This window comes from Rhodococcus sp. NPDC058532 (genome assembly GCF_042719255.1).
Lineage (GTDB): Bacteria > Actinomycetota > Actinomycetes > Mycobacteriales > Mycobacteriaceae > Rhodococcus_G.
Map to the genome: position 1 here is coordinate 36,926 of NZ_JBHXNU010000011.1, position 17,505 is coordinate 54,430.

The following is a 17,505-nucleotide window of genomic DNA, read 5'->3' on the forward strand; positions in this document are numbered from 1 at the left end:
GGAAGCGGGACAGTGATAAGGGGGGTTATCGACCGAAGGTAGCGTCGGCGTCCAGCGGGGCTGCGATCGTGCGCTCGGCGGAGGTAAACGCCGCACCGCCCATCTACATTGATCAGCATGAGTGAGGGAGCAGGCATGGCGGAGCAGGGCCTGACCGAGGCCGAATGGGAACATCTCGCCCTCGAAACGCTCGGCGAACTGGGCTGGAAGCCGATGCCGGGTGCGGAGATCGCGCCGGGCACCGGTGCGCGGGCCGGTTGGGACGACCTGCTCCTCGCCCCGCGGCTGCGGGCGGCGATCGCCGAACTCAACCCCGAGCTGCCCGCCCATGTCGTCGATCAGGCGGCGGCGATCGTCGCGACCGCAGGCTCGATGGACGCGCTCGCCGAGAACCACACCGTGCACGGGTACCTCGTCGAGGGCCTCCGCAAGGTCACCTACACCGACGACGCGGGCGCCGAGGTCACCCCGACGATCCGGCTGGTGTCCACCCATCCCGACGACAACGACTGGCTCGCGGTCAGCCAGGTCACCGTCCGCCGCGGAGACCATCACCGCAGGTTCGACGTCGTGCTGTACCTCAACGGAATGCCGGTCGGCATCATCGAACTCAAACGGGCGGGCAGCGAACACGCCGGTCTGATGGAGGCGCACGCCCAGCTGTGCACCTACGTCGCCGAGTTCCCGCTCGCGTTCCGGTTCGCCGTCTTCACGCTGGTGTCCGACGGGATCACCGCCAGGTACGGCACCCCGTTCACCGCCTACAACCACTTCTCGCCGTGGAACGTCGACGACGACGGTGCACCCGTCGCCGCCACCGCCGCCTCGGCGATGGAGGTTGCGATGTTCGGCCTCTACAACCAGGAACGATTCCTGCAGCTGCTGCGCAACTTCACCGCGTTCGACAAGGGCGAGCACGGCCTGGTCAAGCGGATCGCCAAGCCGCACCAGTACTTCGCGGTCACCAAGGCCGTCGCGTCAACGGTGCATGCCGTCGAATCCGACGGGAAGGCGGGCGTCGTCTGGCACACCCAGGGCTCCGGCAAGTCGATGGAGATGGAACTCTATGCCGCCCAGGTGATCCGGCACCCCAAGCTGGCCAACCCGACGATCGTGGTGATCACCGACCGCACCGAACTCGACGGCCAGCTGTACGAGACGTTCGCGCGCTCGCAGCTGCTTCCCGAGCAACCGCGACAGATCGGACGCAGGGAGGAACTGCGCGGTGAACTGTCCGGCCGCACCACCGGCGGCATCTACTTCACCACCCTGCAGAAGTTCGGGAGGACGAAGGAGGAGCGGGACTCCGGTGCCGCGCATCCACTGCTGTCGAGCCGGCGCAACATCATCGTCGTGGTCGACGAGGCGCACCGCAGCCACTACGACAACCTCGACGGCTACGCCCGACACCTGCGCGATGCCCTGCCGCACGCCGCGCTGATCGCGTTCACCGGCACCCCGGTCTCCTTCGAGGACCGCAACACCCGCGACGTGTTCGGTGACTACATCGACGTCTATGACCTGACCCGGGCCGTCGAGGACGGCGCAACGGTCCCCGTCCACTTCGAGAGTCGGCTGGTCAAGGTCGCGTTCGCCGACGGGGTCAGCGAGTCGGACCTCGACGCGACCGCCGACGAGGTGACCGTCGGCCTCGACGACACCGAACGGGAACGGATCGAGCGCAGCGTCGCGGTCGTCAACGCCGTCTACGGGGCGCCAGCCCGCCTCGACCAGCTGGCGCGGGACCTGGTGACGCACTGGGAGACCCGACGCGCGGCGATGAGCGAGTTCGTCGGGTCGACCGAGAACCCCACCGCGCCGGGCAAGGCGATGATCGTCGGCGGCACCAGGGAGATCTGCGCGAACCTGTACTCACGGATCGTCGCGCTGCGCCCCGACTGGCATTCCGACGACCTCGACAAGGGCCGGATCAAGGTCGTCTACTCCGGCACCGCTGCCGATCAGCCGCCGATCAGCGACCACGTGCGACGCGACTCGGCGAACGCGGTGATCAAGAAGCGGCTCAAGGACATCGACGACGAACTCGAACTGGTCATCGTCAAGGACATGATGCTCACCGGCTTCGATGCGCCGCCGCTGCACACGATGTACCTGGACCGGCCGCTCAAGGGTGCACTGCTGATGCAGGCGCTCGCGCGGGTGAACCGCACCTTCCGCGGCAAGCAGGACGGGCTGCTCGTCGCGTACGCGCCGGTCGCCGACAACCTCGCCGCGGCGCTGGCCGAGTACACCGAATCCGACCGGCAGAGCAGGCCGCTCGGCCGCGACATCGACGCGGCGATCGACACCGCGAAGAACCTGCTCACGAAGCTCGGGAACATCCTGCACGGGTACGACTGGAAGGCGAAGCTCCGCGAACCCGGCCCGCAGTCGTACGTTCGCGCGGCGCTCGGCGCCGTCGACCACCTGCGGGACCCCCGGAACCCGGAGAACCAGGTCGGGGAGGGGCAGGAGACGCTCGCCGCCCGGTACCGGAAGTTCTCGTCGCAGCTGTCCCGGATGTGGGCGATCTGCGGGAGCCGGGAGGAACTGCGCGGGCAGGTCGGCGACGCGAAGTTCTTCGAGGAGGTCCGCGTCTACATGGCCAAGTTCGACGCCGAGGATCGGGCGGCGCGCGGCCAGGTGATCCCCGAGGACGTCGAGCGGGCGCTGCGGACGCTGATGGCAGCGTCGGTGGAATCCGGTGACGTGCTCGACATCTATGCCGCGGCGGGGATGCCGAAGCCAGCGCTGTCGGAGATCAACGTCGAGTTCATCACCCGCACCCAGCAGGCCCGCAACCCCAACCTCGCGATCGAGGCGCTGCGCACGCTGATCAACGAGGAGTCGCGAAAGGCCGCTCGGCACAACATTGTCCGCCAGCGGGCCTTCTCGGCCCGGTTGCAGGAACTGATGCGCAAGTACACCAACAGTCAGCTCACCTCCGCCGAGGTGATCGCGGCGATGGTGGAGATGGCGCAGGAGGTTGCCAGGGAGGCCGACCGCGGGAAGCGTTTCGATCCGCCGCTCGGGGTGGATGAACTCGCCTTCTACGACGCGGTCAGCCAGAACCCGTCCGCCGTCGAGCAGCAGGGGGAGGGCAAGCTCGCCGACATCGCCCGTGACCTGGTCGCCGTGATGCGCCGCGACATCAGGACCGACTGGACCCAACGCGACGACGTGAAGGCGAAGCTGCGCTCGCAGATCAAGCGGCTGCTGGTCCGGCACGGCTACCCGCCGGACCAGCAGCCCGCCGCGATCAAACTCGTCCTCGAGCAGATGGAGATGATCGCGCCCGACATGGCGGCCTGACCGGGGAGCCCGAGTGCGGTGTCGGCGGCGGTGTCGGATCGCTCCGGCATACTGGCCGCCGACCCCACGAGCACCCAGGAGCGCACGGTGATCAGCACGCTGCAGGACCAGTTCCACGGCCGTCCCGTCGTCGAGTTTCCCATCGACGGGACACCCGTTCCCGCGCCATCCGGTCCGGTGGCCTGGCGAATCTCGGTGCCCACGTACGACACCGAGCTCGAGTGGCCGGAGGCGTTCGCGACGTTTCGTACCGCGGTCGACCCGTCGTCCGTGCAGGCCATCGTCGTAGGGGGCTGGTCCGAGCCGTACGAGACCAGTTCGGCGGGCGTGGTGGCGGCACTCGTCGCCGCGGCCGACGAGCTCCCCGCGTTGCGGGCACTGTTCCTGGGGGACATGACCTTCGAGGACTGCGAGATCTCGTGGATCGTGCAGTCCGACGTCACCGCCCTCCTCACGGCCTTCCCGCGGCTGGAGCACCTGGGGGTGCGGGGCGGCAATCAGCTGGAACTGAGCCCGGTGCGGCACCAGCACCTGCGCAGCCTGACGATCGAATCGGGCGGACTGCCCGGCGACGTGGTCCGGGCGGTGGCCGCGTCGGACCTGCCCGCACTCACCGACCTGGAGCTGTGGCTCGGTGACGAGAACTACGGGGCCGATTCGACCGTCGACGATCTCGCCCCGATCCTCGCCGGCGATCGGCTTCCCGGCCTCACGCGCCTCGCGCTGGTGAACTGCGAGTATCAGAACGACACCGCCGCCGCGGTCGCGGCGGCGGCGATCGTGCCGCGGCTGCGGCACCTGGACCTGTCGAAGGGCATCCTCCAGGACGAGGGCGCCGAGGCACTGCTCGCCGGGCAGTCCCTCACCCATCTCGAATCCCTGGACCTGCACCACAACTATCTGACCGACGACATGCGCGACCGGATCCGGGCGGTCTTCGCGTCGTCAGGCACGGACCTGAACCTCGACGGCGGCGACGCCGACGAGGATGAGTACGACGGCACCATCTACCGGTCGGTCGCGGTCGGCGAATGACCCGTCCCCGCCTCGCGGTCGTGGGCAACCCGGAGAACCGGCGCGTCACGCTGTTCCTCGCCGCCGCGGATCGCTCCGGTCTCCCCGCCCCCCGGGTGGTGCCCTGGCGCGACGTACTCACCACGGGCGGCGCACGATTCGAGCCCGACGAGGTGGTGCGCCTCGACTCGCCCGGCGAGAATCCCGACGTCGACGCGTTGCTCCGCGGTCCCGGCGACCCGACCCGGATCGGGGGCGGCCCGCGGTGGTACGCCGCGCTGACGGCCGCCGTCGGGACGCTGCGGGGCGGGCGACTGCTGACCGACCCGGACGATCTGGCGGTGTTGTTCGACAAGCGGCGCTGCCACGGCGTCCTCGCGGACGCCGGTGTGCCGGTGCCGGTGTCGCCGACCTCCGGTGATGGCGCCCCGGTGCCGCGAGACTGGTCTGAGGTGCGGGAACTGGCGGTCGCGGCGGGGCTGCGGCGGTTCTTCGTCAAGCCGGCGCACGGCTCGTCCGCGGCCGGGGTGGTCGCGGTGGAGATCGGTTCCGGCGGCCGGGTGCAGGCCCGCAGCAGCGTGGAGATCGCCGCGGACGGGGTGCACAACTCGCTGCGCGTGCGTCGGTACACGGGCGACGACGCGGTCGGCGCCGTCGTCGACGCGGTGGCCGGGGAGACACTGCACATCGAGGCGTGGCTGCCGAAGCCGTCGGCCGCCGGTGGCGTCGCCGACCTGCGGGTGGTGGTGGTCGCCGGACGGGCGACCCACGCGGTACTCCGCATCAGCGGTCACCCGATGACCAACCTGCACCTGGGCGGGCGACGCGGCGACCTGGAGAGTGCGCGGTCCGGTTTCGAGTCCGTGGGCTACGGCTGGGACCGGGCGCTGGCCGTCGCGGAGTCGGCGGCCGCCTGCTTCCCCCGCACCCTGTGCGTCGGTGTGGACCTGCTGCCCGCCGCGGGCTGGCGCGGCGCCGCGGTTGGCGAGGTGAACGCCTTCGGCGACCTGCTTCCCGGCCTGGCCGGGCTTCCAGGTCGCGCCGACGGACTCGACACCTACGCGGCGCAGGTGGCCGCACTCGACGAATGGATCGACGATGCCGCAGCGTGAGATGACACAGCGTGAGACGACACAGCGTGAGACGACACAGCCCGACATGAACATGGTCGTCGGCTCCGACGACATTCTGATGGTCACCCTCGACACGCTGCGCTACGACGTGGCGTGCGAGCTCGCGGCGGCCGGGCGGATCCCGAACCTGGCGCGGCACCTGCCCGGCGGTCGGTGGGAACAGCGGCACGCCCCCGGCAGCTTCACGTACGCCTCGCACCAGGCGATGTTCGCCGGGTTCCTGCCGACCCCGGTGGGACAGGGCCCGCACCCGCGGCTGTTCGCGGCCGAGTTCGGTGGCAGTGAATCCACCGCGGCCGGGACCTTCGTGTTCCCGGAGGCGAATATCGTTGCGGGCCTTGCCTCCGTGGGCTACCACACGGCATGCATCGGTGGTGTCGGCTTCTTCAACCGCCGGGGGGCGCTTGGCTCGGTGCTGCCCGACCTGTTCGCCGAGGCGCACTGGTCGCCCGACCTCGGGGTGACCTCGCCGACGTCGTTCGAGGCTCAGACGGACCTCGCGGCCCGGATCGTCGACCGGCTGCCTGCCAGCCAACGGCTGTTCCTGTTCGTCAACGTCTCGGCGCTGCACCAGCCGAACTGGTTCCATGCCGACGGCGCCACCGCGGCCGCCGGGGACACCCGGGCCACGCACGCGGCGGCGCTGGAGTACGTGGACCGGCACATCGGCCGGCTGTTCGACGTGGTGTCGAGCCGGCGCCGGTGCTTCGCGATCGTGTGCTCGGATCACGGCACGACGTACGGCGAGGACGGCTACACCGGTCACCGGCTCGGCCACCCCGCGGTGTGGACGGTGCCGTACGCCCATTTCTTCCTGGAGGGACCCCGATGACCGCCGTTGCAGTGGAATACGTTGCGCCATACCAGAATTACGTGTACGCCTACCCGCACAAGACTGCCTACCGTCCGCTTGACCCGCGCCCGGCGCTGACCGAGTTGTGGGCGGACGAACCGCAGGACGCGCTGTCGCTGTATCTGCACATCCCGTTCTGCGAGGTGCGGTGCGGGTTCTGCAATCTCTTCACCCGGGTCGGCGCCCCGGACGAGCTGACCACCCGCTACCTCGACGCCCTCGAACGGCAGTCCGCGGCGGTGCGCGAGTCGCTAGCGTCGTCGGCCCGGTTCGCGACGGCGGCGTTCGGCGGCGGGACCCCCACGTACCTGACCGCGGCGGAGCTGGGCCGGCTGTGCGACATCGCGGAGGGAATGGGTGCCGACCTGCGGGCGGTGCCCCTGTCGGTGGAGGCGTCGCCGGCAACCGCCACCGCCGACCGGCTCGCGGTCCTCGCGGACCGCGGCGCCACCCGGCTCAGCCTCGGCGTGCAGAGCTTCGACGACATCGAGGCCCGCGCCGCCGTCCGGCCGCAGCGCCGCGCCGACGTCGAGGCCGCATTGCAACGGGTCCGGGACGTTGCCATCCCCGTCCTCAATATCGACCTGATCTACGGGATCGACGGGCAGACACCGGAGTCGTGGGCCGCGTCCCTCGACGCCGCGCTGGCCTGGCGACCCGAGGAGCTGTACCTGTACCCGCTGTACGTGCGGCCATTGACCGGGCTGGCCCGGCGTCGCGTCGGTCCCGATCCGGAGTGGGACGCGCACCGCATGGATCTGTACCGCCGGGGCCGCGATCATCTGCTGGCCGCGGGGTATGTGCAGGAGTCGATGCGGATGTTCCGGCGCGCCGACGCCCCCGATGCCGGTCCGAACGACCACGCCTGCCAGACCGACGGCATGATCGGACTCGGGTGCGGCGCCCGGTCATACACCAGGGATTTGCACTACTCGTTCGACTATGCGGTCGGCGCACACGAGGTGCGGGCCATCATCGACGACTACGTGGCGACCCCGGCCGGAGACTTCCGTCGTGCCGTCGTCGGCCACCAGATGACCGGTGACGAGGCGCGGCGCAGGCACCTGCTGCAGTCCGTGCTGCAGGCGGCGGGAATGCCGGTGGCGGACTACCGGTCCCGCTTCGGCGCAGCCCCGGCCGAGCACTTCGGTGACGAACTCGGCCGCTGGGCGGGTCGCGGTTGGCTTCTCGACGACGGCGACCGGCTCCGCCTGACCGAGGAGGGCCTGGCGTACTCGGACGCCCTCGGGCCCGAATTGTTCTCCCCGCGGGTCCGGGCGGCGATGGCCGCGTACGAGGGTCGCTGACGATGCTGACGCTCTTGTACCGTGGGCCGCTCGCGTCGTGTGACTACGACTGCCCGTACTGCCCGTTCGCGAAGCGCCGGGACACGCCCGCCCAGTTGCGCGCCGACCGCGCCGCGCTGGACCGATTCTGCGGGTGGGTATCTGAGCAGGACGAGGACCTGTCGATCCTGTTCACGCCCTGGGGTGAGGGGCTGGTCCGGTCCTGGTACCGGCAGGCGCTGGTGACGCTGTCCCGGCTGCCGCAGGTGCGTCGGGTGGCGATCCAGACCAACCTGAGCTGCCGCACCGGATGGCTCGCGGACGCCGATCTGTCCGCACTAGCGCTGTGGTGCACGTACCACCCCGGGCAGACGCCGCACGACCGGTTCCTCACCAAGACACGCGAACTGACCGCGCTCGGGGTGCGGTTCAGTGTGGGCGTGGTCGGACTGCCGGAGCACCTGGACGCCGCCCGCCGACTGCGCACGGAGCTCCCGGACCCGGTGTACCTGTGGGTCAACGCCGCGGACGGGCACGAGTACACCGATGCGGACGCGGCCGACTGGGCCGCGCTCGACCCGCTCTTCGAGTACAGCAGGCATTCGCACCGGACCAGGGGCCGGGCATGCAGGACCGGGGAGACGGTGGTCTCCGTCGACGGTGACGGCACCGTTCGACGCTGCCACTTCGTCGCCGAGGTGCTCGGAAATCTGTACGACGGGTCCTACCGCGCAGCGCTGCGACCCCGGCCCTGCCCGCTGGCGGTGTGCGACTGCCACATTGGGTACGTGCACAGCGAGCAGCTCCCGCTGTACGACGTCTTCGCGGGCGGCGTGCTGGAACGGATCCCCGCCGAGCCGGTCCGGCTGCCGCACCCTCTGACGCGGTAGCGGACGGCGGCGGCGGAGCGAATCCCTCAGCGCCGCGCCCGGCCCGGCAGGATAACCGCGACGATCAGTGCCCCGACCGCCAGCGCCAGCCCGCCGACCAGGCTGGCCCCGCCGATGGCGTCGGCGAACGCGACGCCCGCCGCGTCCCGCAGCGGCTGCGCGAACGACGCCGCGATCGGGTTGGCGGCGAGTTCCTCGGCGACCAGTGTTGCGCCGCCGACGGATTCGCGGGACACCTCCATCGCGTAGTCGGCCTGCGCGGCCAGGTCCCCGGTCAGTGTCGGCAGCGGTGCGGAATCGATGAACCCGGCGATCGCGTCCTTGTAGCCCGCGGCGAGGACCGAGCCGAGGATCGCGATGCCGAGCGAGCCGCCGAGTTCGATGGCGGTGTCGTTCAATCCGCCCGCGGCGCCGAGATCATCGTCCGGGAAGCGGTCCATGATCGCGTCGGTGGCAGGCGGCTCGGCGAGGCCGATGCCCAGCCCGAGCAGCACCAGCGGCACCGCGAAATCGAGGTAGCCGGATCCGGCGTCGGCCCGGACCAGCAGCAGCACGCCCGCCGCGGCGATCGCCATGCCGCCGGCGATCACCCACCGGGTGCCGAGGCGCGGCGCGGCGCGACCCGAGGCCAGCGCGCCGACCGACACCGCGGCCGCCAGCGGCAGCAGCCGGACCCCGGTCTCGAGGGGGCCGTAGCCGAGCACGAACTGGAACTGCTGGGCGAGGAAGTAGATCGCGCCGAACGCCGCGAGGAACAGCAGCAGCACCGCGAGGGTGGCGCCGCCGATCGCGCGGTCGCCGAGCCTGCGCACGTCGAGCAGCGGATGCGGATGCCGCAGCTCCCAGGCGACGAACGCGGCGAGGCCCGCTGCCGCGCCGACGCCGGCCGCCACCGGCCCGGCGGTCCACCCGAAGTGGAAGCCGTTGATGATCGCGTACACCAACGCCCCGATCGCGACCACCGACAGCAGCCCGCCGATCCAGTCGATCCGGCCCGCCCGCGCGGCCTTCGACGGCGGAACCAGGATCAGCGCGGCCACCGCGGCGACCACCGCGATCGGCACGTTGATCAGGAACGTGGCGTTCCACGAGGAGGATTCGAGGATCCAGCCGGCCAGCAGCGGGCCGAGCGCGATGGCAAGGCCCGCGGTCGCCGCCCACGCCGCGATCGCGCGGGATCGTTCGGCGCGCGGAAAGGTCGCGACGAGCAGCGACAGCGTCGCGGGCATGATGATCGCCGCGCCGACACCCATCACGATGCGGGCGGCGATCACGGCACCGGTGGTGTCGGCGAGGCTGCCGAACACCGCACCCCCGGCGAACACCAGCAGGCCGGTCAGCAGCGCCGCGCGGCGACCGTAGCGGTCCCCGATCACCCCGCACAGCAGCATCAGCGCCGCGTACGGGACCGTGTAGCCGTCGATCACCCACTGCAGCTGCGAGCTGGTCAGGGCGAGGTCGCGGGTCATGTCGGGGGCCGCGACGATCAGCGCGGTGTTCGCCATCACCACGATCAGCAGCGACAGGCACAGCACGCCGAGCGCCGCCCACCGCCGCGGGTAGGGGGTCTGGTCGTCGGTCACCGGGCGGGTGGCGACAAGCGTCATTTTCGGGCTCCGTTCACGAGGCACGACCTCATTTGCACACTGTTGTGCAAGTCAAGAACATTGCACACCGATGTGCAACATGTGTGTGTCGGGGATCACGCGGCGCGGTCGTGGAACACTGCTGAGGTGGACGACGGCGTGGACGGCGAGGGCACCGGGCGGCGGCGCGGCCGGGTCAGGGCGAACAGATCCCGCATCATCGAGGCCGCGATCGCCGAGTTCGCCGCCAACCCCGACGCCAGCATGGACGACGTCGCCAGGGCGGCCGGGGTGGTCCGCCGCACCGTCTACGGGCACTTCCCCAACCGGGAGGCGCTGGTCCAGGGCATCGCCGACGAGGCGTCCGCGGCGCTGGTCTCGCTGCTGGACGGGCTGCCCGACCTGCCCGACCGGCCGGACCTCACGACCGCGCTGCTTGCCCTGCTGAGCTGGCCGGTCGGCGACCGGTTTCGGGTGTTGCTCACCTTCGCGCGCAGGGAACTCGGCGAGGAACGCATCCGGGATCTGCTCGTGCCCGCCCGCGCGCCGAGCCTCGCGATCATCGAGCGCGGCCAGGCCGACGGGGTCTTCTCCCGCTATCTGCCCGCACCGGTCCTCGTCGCGCTGTCCGAGGCGATCGCGCTCGCGATGTTCGAGGAGGCGAACCGCGGCGCGGTCACCGACAGCGGCGAGTCGTTCGCGGTCGCGTCCCTCGTCCTGCTCGGCCTCGCGCCGGAGCGGGCGGCGGCGATCGCCGACGAGGCGACGCGATGGCTGCGCGAGAGCAGCGCCGCATCCGGGCGCTGACCGCCGGTTACTCGGTGGGGCGACCCGTGCGGGCGCGATAGACTGCGAACGTCACCGCCGCCGGACCAGGGAAGCAGGCCATAGCAACCACGTGAGTGCAGACAGCGAAATGGGTGAGACCATGTCGTCCGCCGTATCCAGGTCTGATGGGTCCACGCGGGCGGTCGACGGTCGGCAGCGCCCCGCGCAGCGTTCCGTCCGCTCGAGCATGGAGATCCCGCCCGACGCGGTGCTGCCCCTGCTCGGATCCACCGACGAGAACCTCAAGGCGCTCGAACGGGCCCTCGCCGCCGACATCCACGTCCGCGGCAACAGCGTCACCCTCAGCGGGCGGGTCCCGGACGTCGCGCTCGCCGAACGGGTGATCACCGAGCTCGTCGCCGTCGTCGGCCGCGGCGGGACGCTGAACCCGGACGCGGTCCGGCGCAGCGTCGCGATGATGACCGACGGCGTTGGGGAGTCGCCCGCCGAGGTGCTCAGCCTCGACATCCTGTCCCGGCGCGGCAAGACCATCCGGCCCAAGACCGTCAACCAGAAGCGGTACGTCGACGCGATCGACGCCAACACCATCGTGTTCGGCATCGGGCCCGCGGGCACCGGCAAGACCTACCTGGCGATGGCGAAGGCTGTGCAGGCGTTGCAGTCCAAGAACGTCAGCCGGATCATCCTGACCCGGCCCGCCGTCGAGGCGGGGGAGCGGCTCGGGTTCCTGCCCGGCACCCTGCACGAGAAGATCGACCCGTACCTGCGGCCGCTGCACGACGCGCTGCACGACATGATGGACCCCGAGGCCATCCCGAAGCTGATGCAGGCCGGGGTCATCGAGGTGGCGCCGCTGGCGTACATGCGGGGCCGAACGTTGAATGATGCATTCATCATTCTCGACGAGGCGCAGAACACCACCGCCGAGCAGATGAAGATGTTCCTCACCCGGCTCGGGTTCGGCTCGAAGATCGTGGTCACCGGCGACGTCACCCAGGTCGACCTGCCCGGCGGGCAGCGGTCCGGGCTGCGGGCGGCCGCCGACATCCTCACCGACATCGACGACATCCACTTCGCGGAACTGACCAGCGCCGACGTCGTCCGGCACCGGCTCGTCTCCGACATCGTCGACGCATACGAACGGTACGACGCGGAACGCTCCGACGACAACGGCAGGCCCGGCAACCGGGCAGCGCGGCGAGCCGCGTCGCGGTGACCCGCACCGACACCCGAACCGAACCCCCGGAACCGGAATTGAGTCCCCGCACAGCCGCCACCGCGGCACGAGGAGAGCAACACAGATGAGCATCGAGGTATCCAACGAGTCCGGAATGGACGTGTCCGAGGCGGAACTGGTCGACGTCGCCCGGTTCGCGATCTCCCGCATGGACGTGCATCCGGCGGCGGAGCTGTCGATGGTGCTCGTCGACCTGGACACGATGGCGGACCTGCACATGCGCTGGATGGACCTGCCCGGTCCGACCGATGTGATGTCGTTCCCGATGGACGAGCTCGAGCCCGGCGGACGGCCGGACGCGCCGGAGCCGGGTCCGGCGATGCTCGGCGACATCGTGCTGTGTCCGGCGTTCGCCGCCGACCAGGCCGCGAAGGCGGGCCACTCGACCGCGCACGAGCTGGCGCTGCTCACCGTGCACGGGGTCCTGCACCTGCTCGGCTACGACCACGCCGAGCCGGAGGAGGAGAAGGAGATGTTCGCGCTGCAGAACAGCCTGCTCGCCGAGTGGTACGAGGACGTGGCCCGGCGGCAGCGGGAGGCGGAACTCGCCGACCGGGACAGCCGCCTGCTCGGCAAGACCGGGTTCGTCGGGCCCGAGCAGTGACCCCGAGTGAGCGCCGGTGACCGGCGCCGTCCTGCTGATCCTGTTCGCTGTCCTCCTTGTCCTGCTCGGTGGGGTGTTCGCCGCCCTTGATTCGGCGCTGAACACCGTCTCGCCCGCCCGCGTCGAGGAGATGGCGAAGGACGATCGTCCCGGCGCGCAGCGGCTGCTCGCGGTGGTCGCGGACCGGCCCCGATACGTGAACCTGTCCGTGCTGTTGCGGATCGCCGCCGAAATCTGCGCGACGGTGCTGCTGGTCGCCGGGCTGCTGGAGCTGCTCTCGCGCGGCTGGGCGTTGGCGGTGGCCGCCGTGGTGATGGTGCTGGTCAACTACGTCGCGATCGGGGTCGGGCCGCGCACCGTCGGCAGGCAGCACGCCTACTCGATCGCGCTTGCCGCCGCGCTGCCGTTGCAGGGCCTCGGTGTGCTGCTCGGCCCGGTCAGCAGGCTGCTGATCCTGATCGGCAACGCGCTGACGCCGGGCAAGGGGTTCCGCAACGGCCCATTCGCGTCGGAGATCGAACTGCGGGAGCTGGTCGACCTGGCGCAGGAGCGGGGCGTCGTCGCCGACGAGGAGCGTCGGATGATCCAGTCGGTCTTCGAACTCGGCGACACCCCCGCCCGGGAGGTGATGGTGCCGCGCCCGGAGATGGTGTGGATCGAGGCCGACAAGTCGGCGGGCCAGGCCACCTCCCTCGCGGTGCGCAGCGGGCACTCGCGGATCCCGGTGATCGGGGAGAACGTCGACGACGTGCTCGGCGTGGTGTACCTGAAGGACCTGGTGGAGAAGACGTACCACGATGTCGACGGCGGCCGCGGCGTCACCGTCGCCGAGGTGATGCGTCCGGCGGTGTTCGTGCCCGACTCGAAACCGCTCGACGGGCTGCTCGCCGAGATGCAGCAGGGCCGCAACCACATGGCGCTGCTCGTCGACGAGTACGGCGGCATCGCCGGGCTGGTCACCATTGAGGACATCATCGAGGAGATCGTCGGGGAGATCGCCGACGAGTACGACACCGACGAGATTCCGCCCGTCGAGGACCTGGCGGACGGCCGCTACCGGGTGTCCGCGCGGCTCCCGCTCGAGGACCTCGGGGACCTGTTCGACGTGGAGATCGAGAGCGACGAGGTCGACACCGTCGGCGGCCTCGTCGGCTATGAGCTGGGCCGGGTGCCGCTGCCCGGCTCCGAGGTCGTGGTCGCCACCGGTGACGCCTCGGACACCGCGACCCGGCTGGTGCTGCGCGCGGAGGGCGGCAGCGACGTCCGCGGCCGGGTCCGGATCAGCACCGTCCTGGTCCGGCGCGCACCCGAACCCGACGACGACACCGACACCCAGGAGCAGTCATGACCACCACCGAATTCCGTTCCGGCTTCGTCTGTTTCGTCGGACGACCGAACACCGGCAAGTCGACGCTGACCAACGCGCTGGTCGGCAGCAAGATCGCGATCACCTCGTCGCGGCCGCAGACGACGCGGCACACCATCCGCGGCATCGTGCACCGCGAGCACACCCAGCTGATCCTTGTCGACACCCCCGGCCTGCACCGGCCGCGCACCCTGCTCGGGCAGCGGCTCAACGACCTCGTCCGGGACACCTACTCGGAGGTCGACGCGATCGGGCTGTGCATTCCCGCGGACGAGAAGATCGGCCCCGGTGACCGGTGGATCCTCGAGCAGGTGCGGCAGGTCGCGCCGCGGACGAAGCTGCTCGGCATCGTCACCAAGATCGACAAGGTGAGCAAGGACCAGCTCGCGGCCCAGCTGCTCGCCGTCTCGAAGCTGCTCGGCGCGGACGCCGACGTGGTGCCGGTGTCCGCGTCGTCGGGGGAGCAGGTCGAGGTGCTCGTCGACGTCCTCGCCTCGCACATGGAGGAGGGGCCTGCGTTCTACCCGGACGGCGAACTCACCGACGAGCCCGAGGAAACCCTGATGGCCGAGCTGATCCGGGAGGCGGCGCTCGAGGGCCTCGGCGACGAGCTGCCGCACTCGCTGGCCGTCGTCATCGAGGAGATCCTCGAGCGGGAGGGCCGCACCGAGAAGCAGGGTGAGCTGCTCGACGTGCACGCGCTGCTGTACGTGGAGCGGCCCAGCCAGAAGGGCATCGTCATCGGCAAGGGCGGTGCCCGGCTGCGCGAGGTCGGCACCAAGGCGCGCAAGCAGATCGAGAAGCTGCTCGGCACCAAGATCTACCTCGAACTGCACGTCAAGGTCGCGAAGGACTGGCAGCGGGACCCGAAGCAGTTGGGCCGGTTGGGGTTCTGACCGTGTGGTAGCCGCGGCCGCTTCACCCGCACCGGGTGAGGCGGTCACCCGCCGCGGCGGGCGATGCTCGTGCCATGGACACCACATCGAAGCGGGCATCCGAGGGTCAGTTCGGCACCCCGGCCGTGGCCGCGTCGGCGGATGTCATCTCCGCGCTCACCCCGCAGATGCTCTTTGATGCCATCGCGATCCAGGTGGACGGTCCGAAGGCGTGGGACGAGAGGTTCACCCTCGACGTCGTCCTCACCGACGACGATGAGCGGTACCGGCTGCGGATCGCGAACGGGGTGCTCACCTACAGTGGCCGTCCCCAGAAGGGTGAGGCGGACGCGACCGTGACCGCGACCAGGCGGAGCCTCCCCGCGCTCGCGCTTGGCGGCCTGTCCGCGCAGGGGCTGGCCGACGCAGGCATCGAATTGAGTGGTGACGCATCGGTGCTGGAACGTCTTGCGGCGGTGCTGGATCCGGGCGAACCGGACTTCGCGATCAGTCACGGACTGACGGAAGGGGAGTGTGGCTGGTCGGGTGCGGGAGTGAGGGTGGATCGATGAATCTCGTACCCGACAGTCAGCGTCGGACGCGGTCCGAACTGGACGAGCGGCTCGACCTGACCCAGGGCGATCGCCGGGCCAAGGCGTCGGCGTTCTGGACGATGCTGACGTTGGCCGGGCTGATCGCGGTCGCCGGTGTCGTGGGTGACTCCACCGCAACGGTGATCGGTGCGATGATCGTCGCGCCGTTATCGACGCCGATCCTTGGCGTCGGATTGGGTATCGCCACCGGTCGGGGATCGCTGATCCGGCATAGCTTGATCGTGGTCGCGCTCGGGGTGGTGCTGGTCGTCGCGGTGGGTGCGGTATTCGCGCAGCTGCTTCCCAATCCCACCGACGTTCTTGCGAATTCACAGGTCACCGGCCGGACCTCGCCGAAGCTGGCCGATCTGGTCGCGGCGCTGGCGACCGGCCTGGTCGGTGCGATCGCGGTGACCCGCCGCGACGTTGGTGACGTCCTGCCCGGGGTGGCCATCGCGATCTCCCTCGTCCCGCCGCTCGGCGTGGTGGGGGTGTGTCTCGGGTCCGGGGCCCCGTCCCTGGCACTGGGAGCCCTTGTTCTCTTCCTGTCGAACGTGCTGGCCCTGATTGTCACCGCGACCGCAGTCCTCGTTTTCGCCGGTTACGGCGCCGAGGACGGTGCCGCCGCGAGACGGCGCGGTGGCACCTACCTCGCACTCGCGATCGGGGTGTTCGTCGTTGCCGTGCCGATGGTCGTGAATACGCTGTCCACGTTGTGGGCTCAGCAGATTGGGGAAGCAGGCGAGCGGTGGCTGCAGGACGTGCCCGGCGCCCGGGTGACCGACGTCAGCTGGCAGGGGGATACCGCGATCGTGTCGGTCCTGGGTCCCGCCGAGCTGCCACCGATCGACGAGCTGCAGGCGACCGTCGATTCCATTGTCCCGTTCGACCCGGCGGTGCAGGTGATCCACACCGTCGGCGCGCGCATTTCGCCGGGGTGACGGGCCCGCCGCCGTCAGGGGGCGGGGACGAGCAGCCGCAGGATCGCCGCCGAGATGTCCTGCGGCACACCGGTGGCGACGCGGCGCAATTGCAGGCCGGCGACCGTCGCGACCAGCGTCGGTGCGACGGTGGATGCGTCCGGCACACCCAGCGCGTCCAGGATGGTCACCGTGAGGTGGTCGTAGGCGGCGAAGCAGTCGTCGGCGGCCTGCCGCAGCGCCGGGTCGCGGCCCGCCTGGATGTACAGCTCGAACGGGGCGAGGCGTTCGGCGGACCACCCGAGGTCGCCGACCACCCGTTCAGTCAACGCCGCCGCGTCCGCGACGGACAGGCCGCGGTCCCGGTAGCTCTCGGCGAGGTCGGTGAGCCGGGTGGTCTCCGCGGTGACGAACCCGAGCAGCGCGTCCCGCAGCATGTCGGTGCGGGTGGGGAAGTGGTAGGTGATCGACCCGAGCGAGACACGGGCGTCGGCGGCGACCCGCCGGTTGGTCACCGCGGCCACACCGTCCGTACCGATCACCTGCAGCACCGCCCGCAGGATCCGTTCCCGGGCCGTGCCCGCGGTCACGTCACCACCACCGTGCGGGAACCGCCCGGTCCCAGTGCAGTTCGTGTTCGAGCTGCGCGGCCAGCGACACCAGCAGGGGTTCACTGGACTCCGGACCCATCAACTGGGCTCCGCGGGGCAGGCCGGCGTCGGTGAACCCGGCGGGGACATTCACCGACGGCCAGCCGAGCACGTTCCACGGCCACGCGTACGGGCAGGCGGCGGTGATGATCCGGTCCGTCGCGACGTGTCCGGCGGTGTCGATCGCGCCCACCGGCGGCGGTGCGGTCGCGGTGGTCGGCGCGAGGATGACGTCGAATTCGGTGAAGATTCGCCCGATCCGGCGTCGGAAGTACGGTTCGGAGGCGCGGGGGGGGGGGAGGGCGGGCCCCCCACAGAGGGGGCCGGGTGGGGGGGTTTGCACGGGGGGTGGGTCGGGGAGGAAAGGGGTGGGCACCCCCCGCCGCCAACCCTCCCC

Annotated in this window: 16 protein-coding genes; 13 read left to right on the plus strand and 3 right to left on the minus strand. The window is 70.7% G+C overall.

Features of this window, described 5'->3' with window-relative positions; genetic code table 11:
* Positions 1-135: 135 nt before the first annotated feature.
* From ACFWQG_RS14420 to ACFWQG_RS14445, 6 genes are all read left to right on the plus strand, one after another.
* Entirely contained in the window at positions 136-3,312 is a 3,177-nt protein-coding gene (locus ACFWQG_RS14420) for a type I restriction endonuclease subunit R (RefSeq protein ID WP_378508430.1), read from the plus strand.
* Between the two features lie 87 nt (positions 3,313-3,399).
* Positions 3,400-4,347 (plus strand): STM4015 family protein, encoded by a 948-nt coding sequence (locus ACFWQG_RS14425; protein WP_378508310.1) that lies wholly within the window; start codon positions 3,400-3,402, stop codon positions 4,345-4,347.
* Complete coding sequence (locus ACFWQG_RS14430; protein ID WP_378508311.1) at positions 4,344-5,438, plus strand: STM4014 family protein; 1,095 nt, start codon at positions 4,344-4,346, stop codon at positions 5,436-5,438. The genes ACFWQG_RS14425 and ACFWQG_RS14430 overlap by 4 nt, the downstream gene beginning before the upstream one ends.
* 46 nt (positions 5,439-5,484) lie before the next feature.
* Complete coding sequence (locus ACFWQG_RS14435) at positions 5,485-6,291, plus strand: STM4013/SEN3800 family hydrolase (RefSeq protein WP_378508312.1); 807 nt, start codon at positions 5,485-5,487, stop codon at positions 6,289-6,291.
* Positions 6,288-7,619 (plus strand): STM4012 family radical SAM protein, encoded by a 1,332-nt coding sequence (locus ACFWQG_RS14440; RefSeq protein ID WP_378508313.1) that lies wholly within the window; start codon positions 6,288-6,290, stop codon positions 7,617-7,619. Before ACFWQG_RS14435 ends, ACFWQG_RS14440 begins: the two co-directional genes overlap by 4 nt.
* A gap of 2 nt (positions 7,620-7,621) precedes the next feature.
* Positions 7,622-8,488: an STM4011 family radical SAM protein gene (locus ACFWQG_RS14445; RefSeq protein ID WP_378508314.1), complete on the plus strand. Its 867-nt coding sequence runs from the start codon at positions 7,622-7,624 to the stop codon at positions 8,486-8,488.
* A gap of 26 nt (positions 8,489-8,514) precedes the next feature.
* On the opposite strand, the gene ACFWQG_RS14450 is transcribed toward ACFWQG_RS14445, so the two are convergent.
* Positions 8,515-10,095, minus strand: coding sequence for an MFS transporter (locus ACFWQG_RS14450; RefSeq protein WP_378508315.1), 1,581 nt, complete (start codon positions 10,093-10,095; stop codon positions 8,515-8,517).
* A gap of 126 nt (positions 10,096-10,221) precedes the next feature.
* Here ACFWQG_RS14450 and ACFWQG_RS14455 point away from each other — a divergent pair, with 126 nt between their 5' ends.
* From ACFWQG_RS14455 to ACFWQG_RS14485, 7 genes are all read left to right on the plus strand, one after another.
* Positions 10,222-10,881: a TetR/AcrR family transcriptional regulator gene (locus tag ACFWQG_RS14455; RefSeq protein ID WP_378508316.1), complete on the plus strand. Its 660-nt coding sequence runs from the start codon at positions 10,222-10,224 to the stop codon at positions 10,879-10,881.
* A gap of 121 nt (positions 10,882-11,002) precedes the next feature.
* Positions 11,003-12,079, plus strand: a complete 1,077-nt coding sequence (locus tag ACFWQG_RS14460) for a PhoH family protein (protein ID WP_378508317.1) — start codon at positions 11,003-11,005, stop codon at positions 12,077-12,079.
* 85 nt (positions 12,080-12,164) lie between these two features.
* Entirely contained in the window at positions 12,165-12,704 is a 540-nt protein-coding gene (gene ybeY, locus ACFWQG_RS14465; RefSeq protein WP_378508318.1) for an rRNA maturation RNase YbeY, read from the plus strand.
* A gap of 16 nt (positions 12,705-12,720) precedes the next feature.
* Positions 12,721-14,052: a hemolysin family protein gene (locus ACFWQG_RS14470; protein WP_378508319.1), complete on the plus strand. Its 1,332-nt coding sequence runs from the start codon at positions 12,721-12,723 to the stop codon at positions 14,050-14,052.
* Entirely contained in the window at positions 14,049-14,966 is a 918-nt protein-coding gene (gene era, locus ACFWQG_RS14475) for a GTPase Era (RefSeq protein ID WP_378508320.1), read from the plus strand. The genes ACFWQG_RS14470 and era overlap by 4 nt, the downstream gene beginning before the upstream one ends.
* Before the next feature lie 74 nt (positions 14,967-15,040).
* Positions 15,041-15,517 (plus strand): alkyl sulfatase C-terminal domain-containing protein, encoded by a 477-nt coding sequence (locus tag ACFWQG_RS14480; RefSeq protein ID WP_378508321.1) that lies wholly within the window; start codon positions 15,041-15,043, stop codon positions 15,515-15,517.
* Positions 15,514-16,479, plus strand: a complete 966-nt coding sequence (locus ACFWQG_RS14485; protein ID WP_378508322.1) for a DUF389 domain-containing protein — start codon at positions 15,514-15,516, stop codon at positions 16,477-16,479. The genes ACFWQG_RS14480 and ACFWQG_RS14485 overlap by 4 nt, the downstream gene beginning before the upstream one ends.
* A gap of 14 nt (positions 16,480-16,493) precedes the next feature.
* Here ACFWQG_RS14485 and ACFWQG_RS14490 read toward each other — a convergent pair whose 3' ends face one another.
* Both ACFWQG_RS14490 and ACFWQG_RS14495 read right to left on the minus strand, forming a co-directional pair.
* Entirely contained in the window at positions 16,494-17,048 is a 555-nt protein-coding gene (locus tag ACFWQG_RS14490) for a TetR/AcrR family transcriptional regulator (RefSeq protein WP_378508323.1), read from the minus strand.
* A 1-nt stretch (position 17,049) separates the two neighbouring features.
* The coding region (locus ACFWQG_RS14495; RefSeq protein ID WP_378508324.1) for an amidase family protein at positions 17,050-17,505 on the minus strand (456 nt) is incomplete at its 5' end.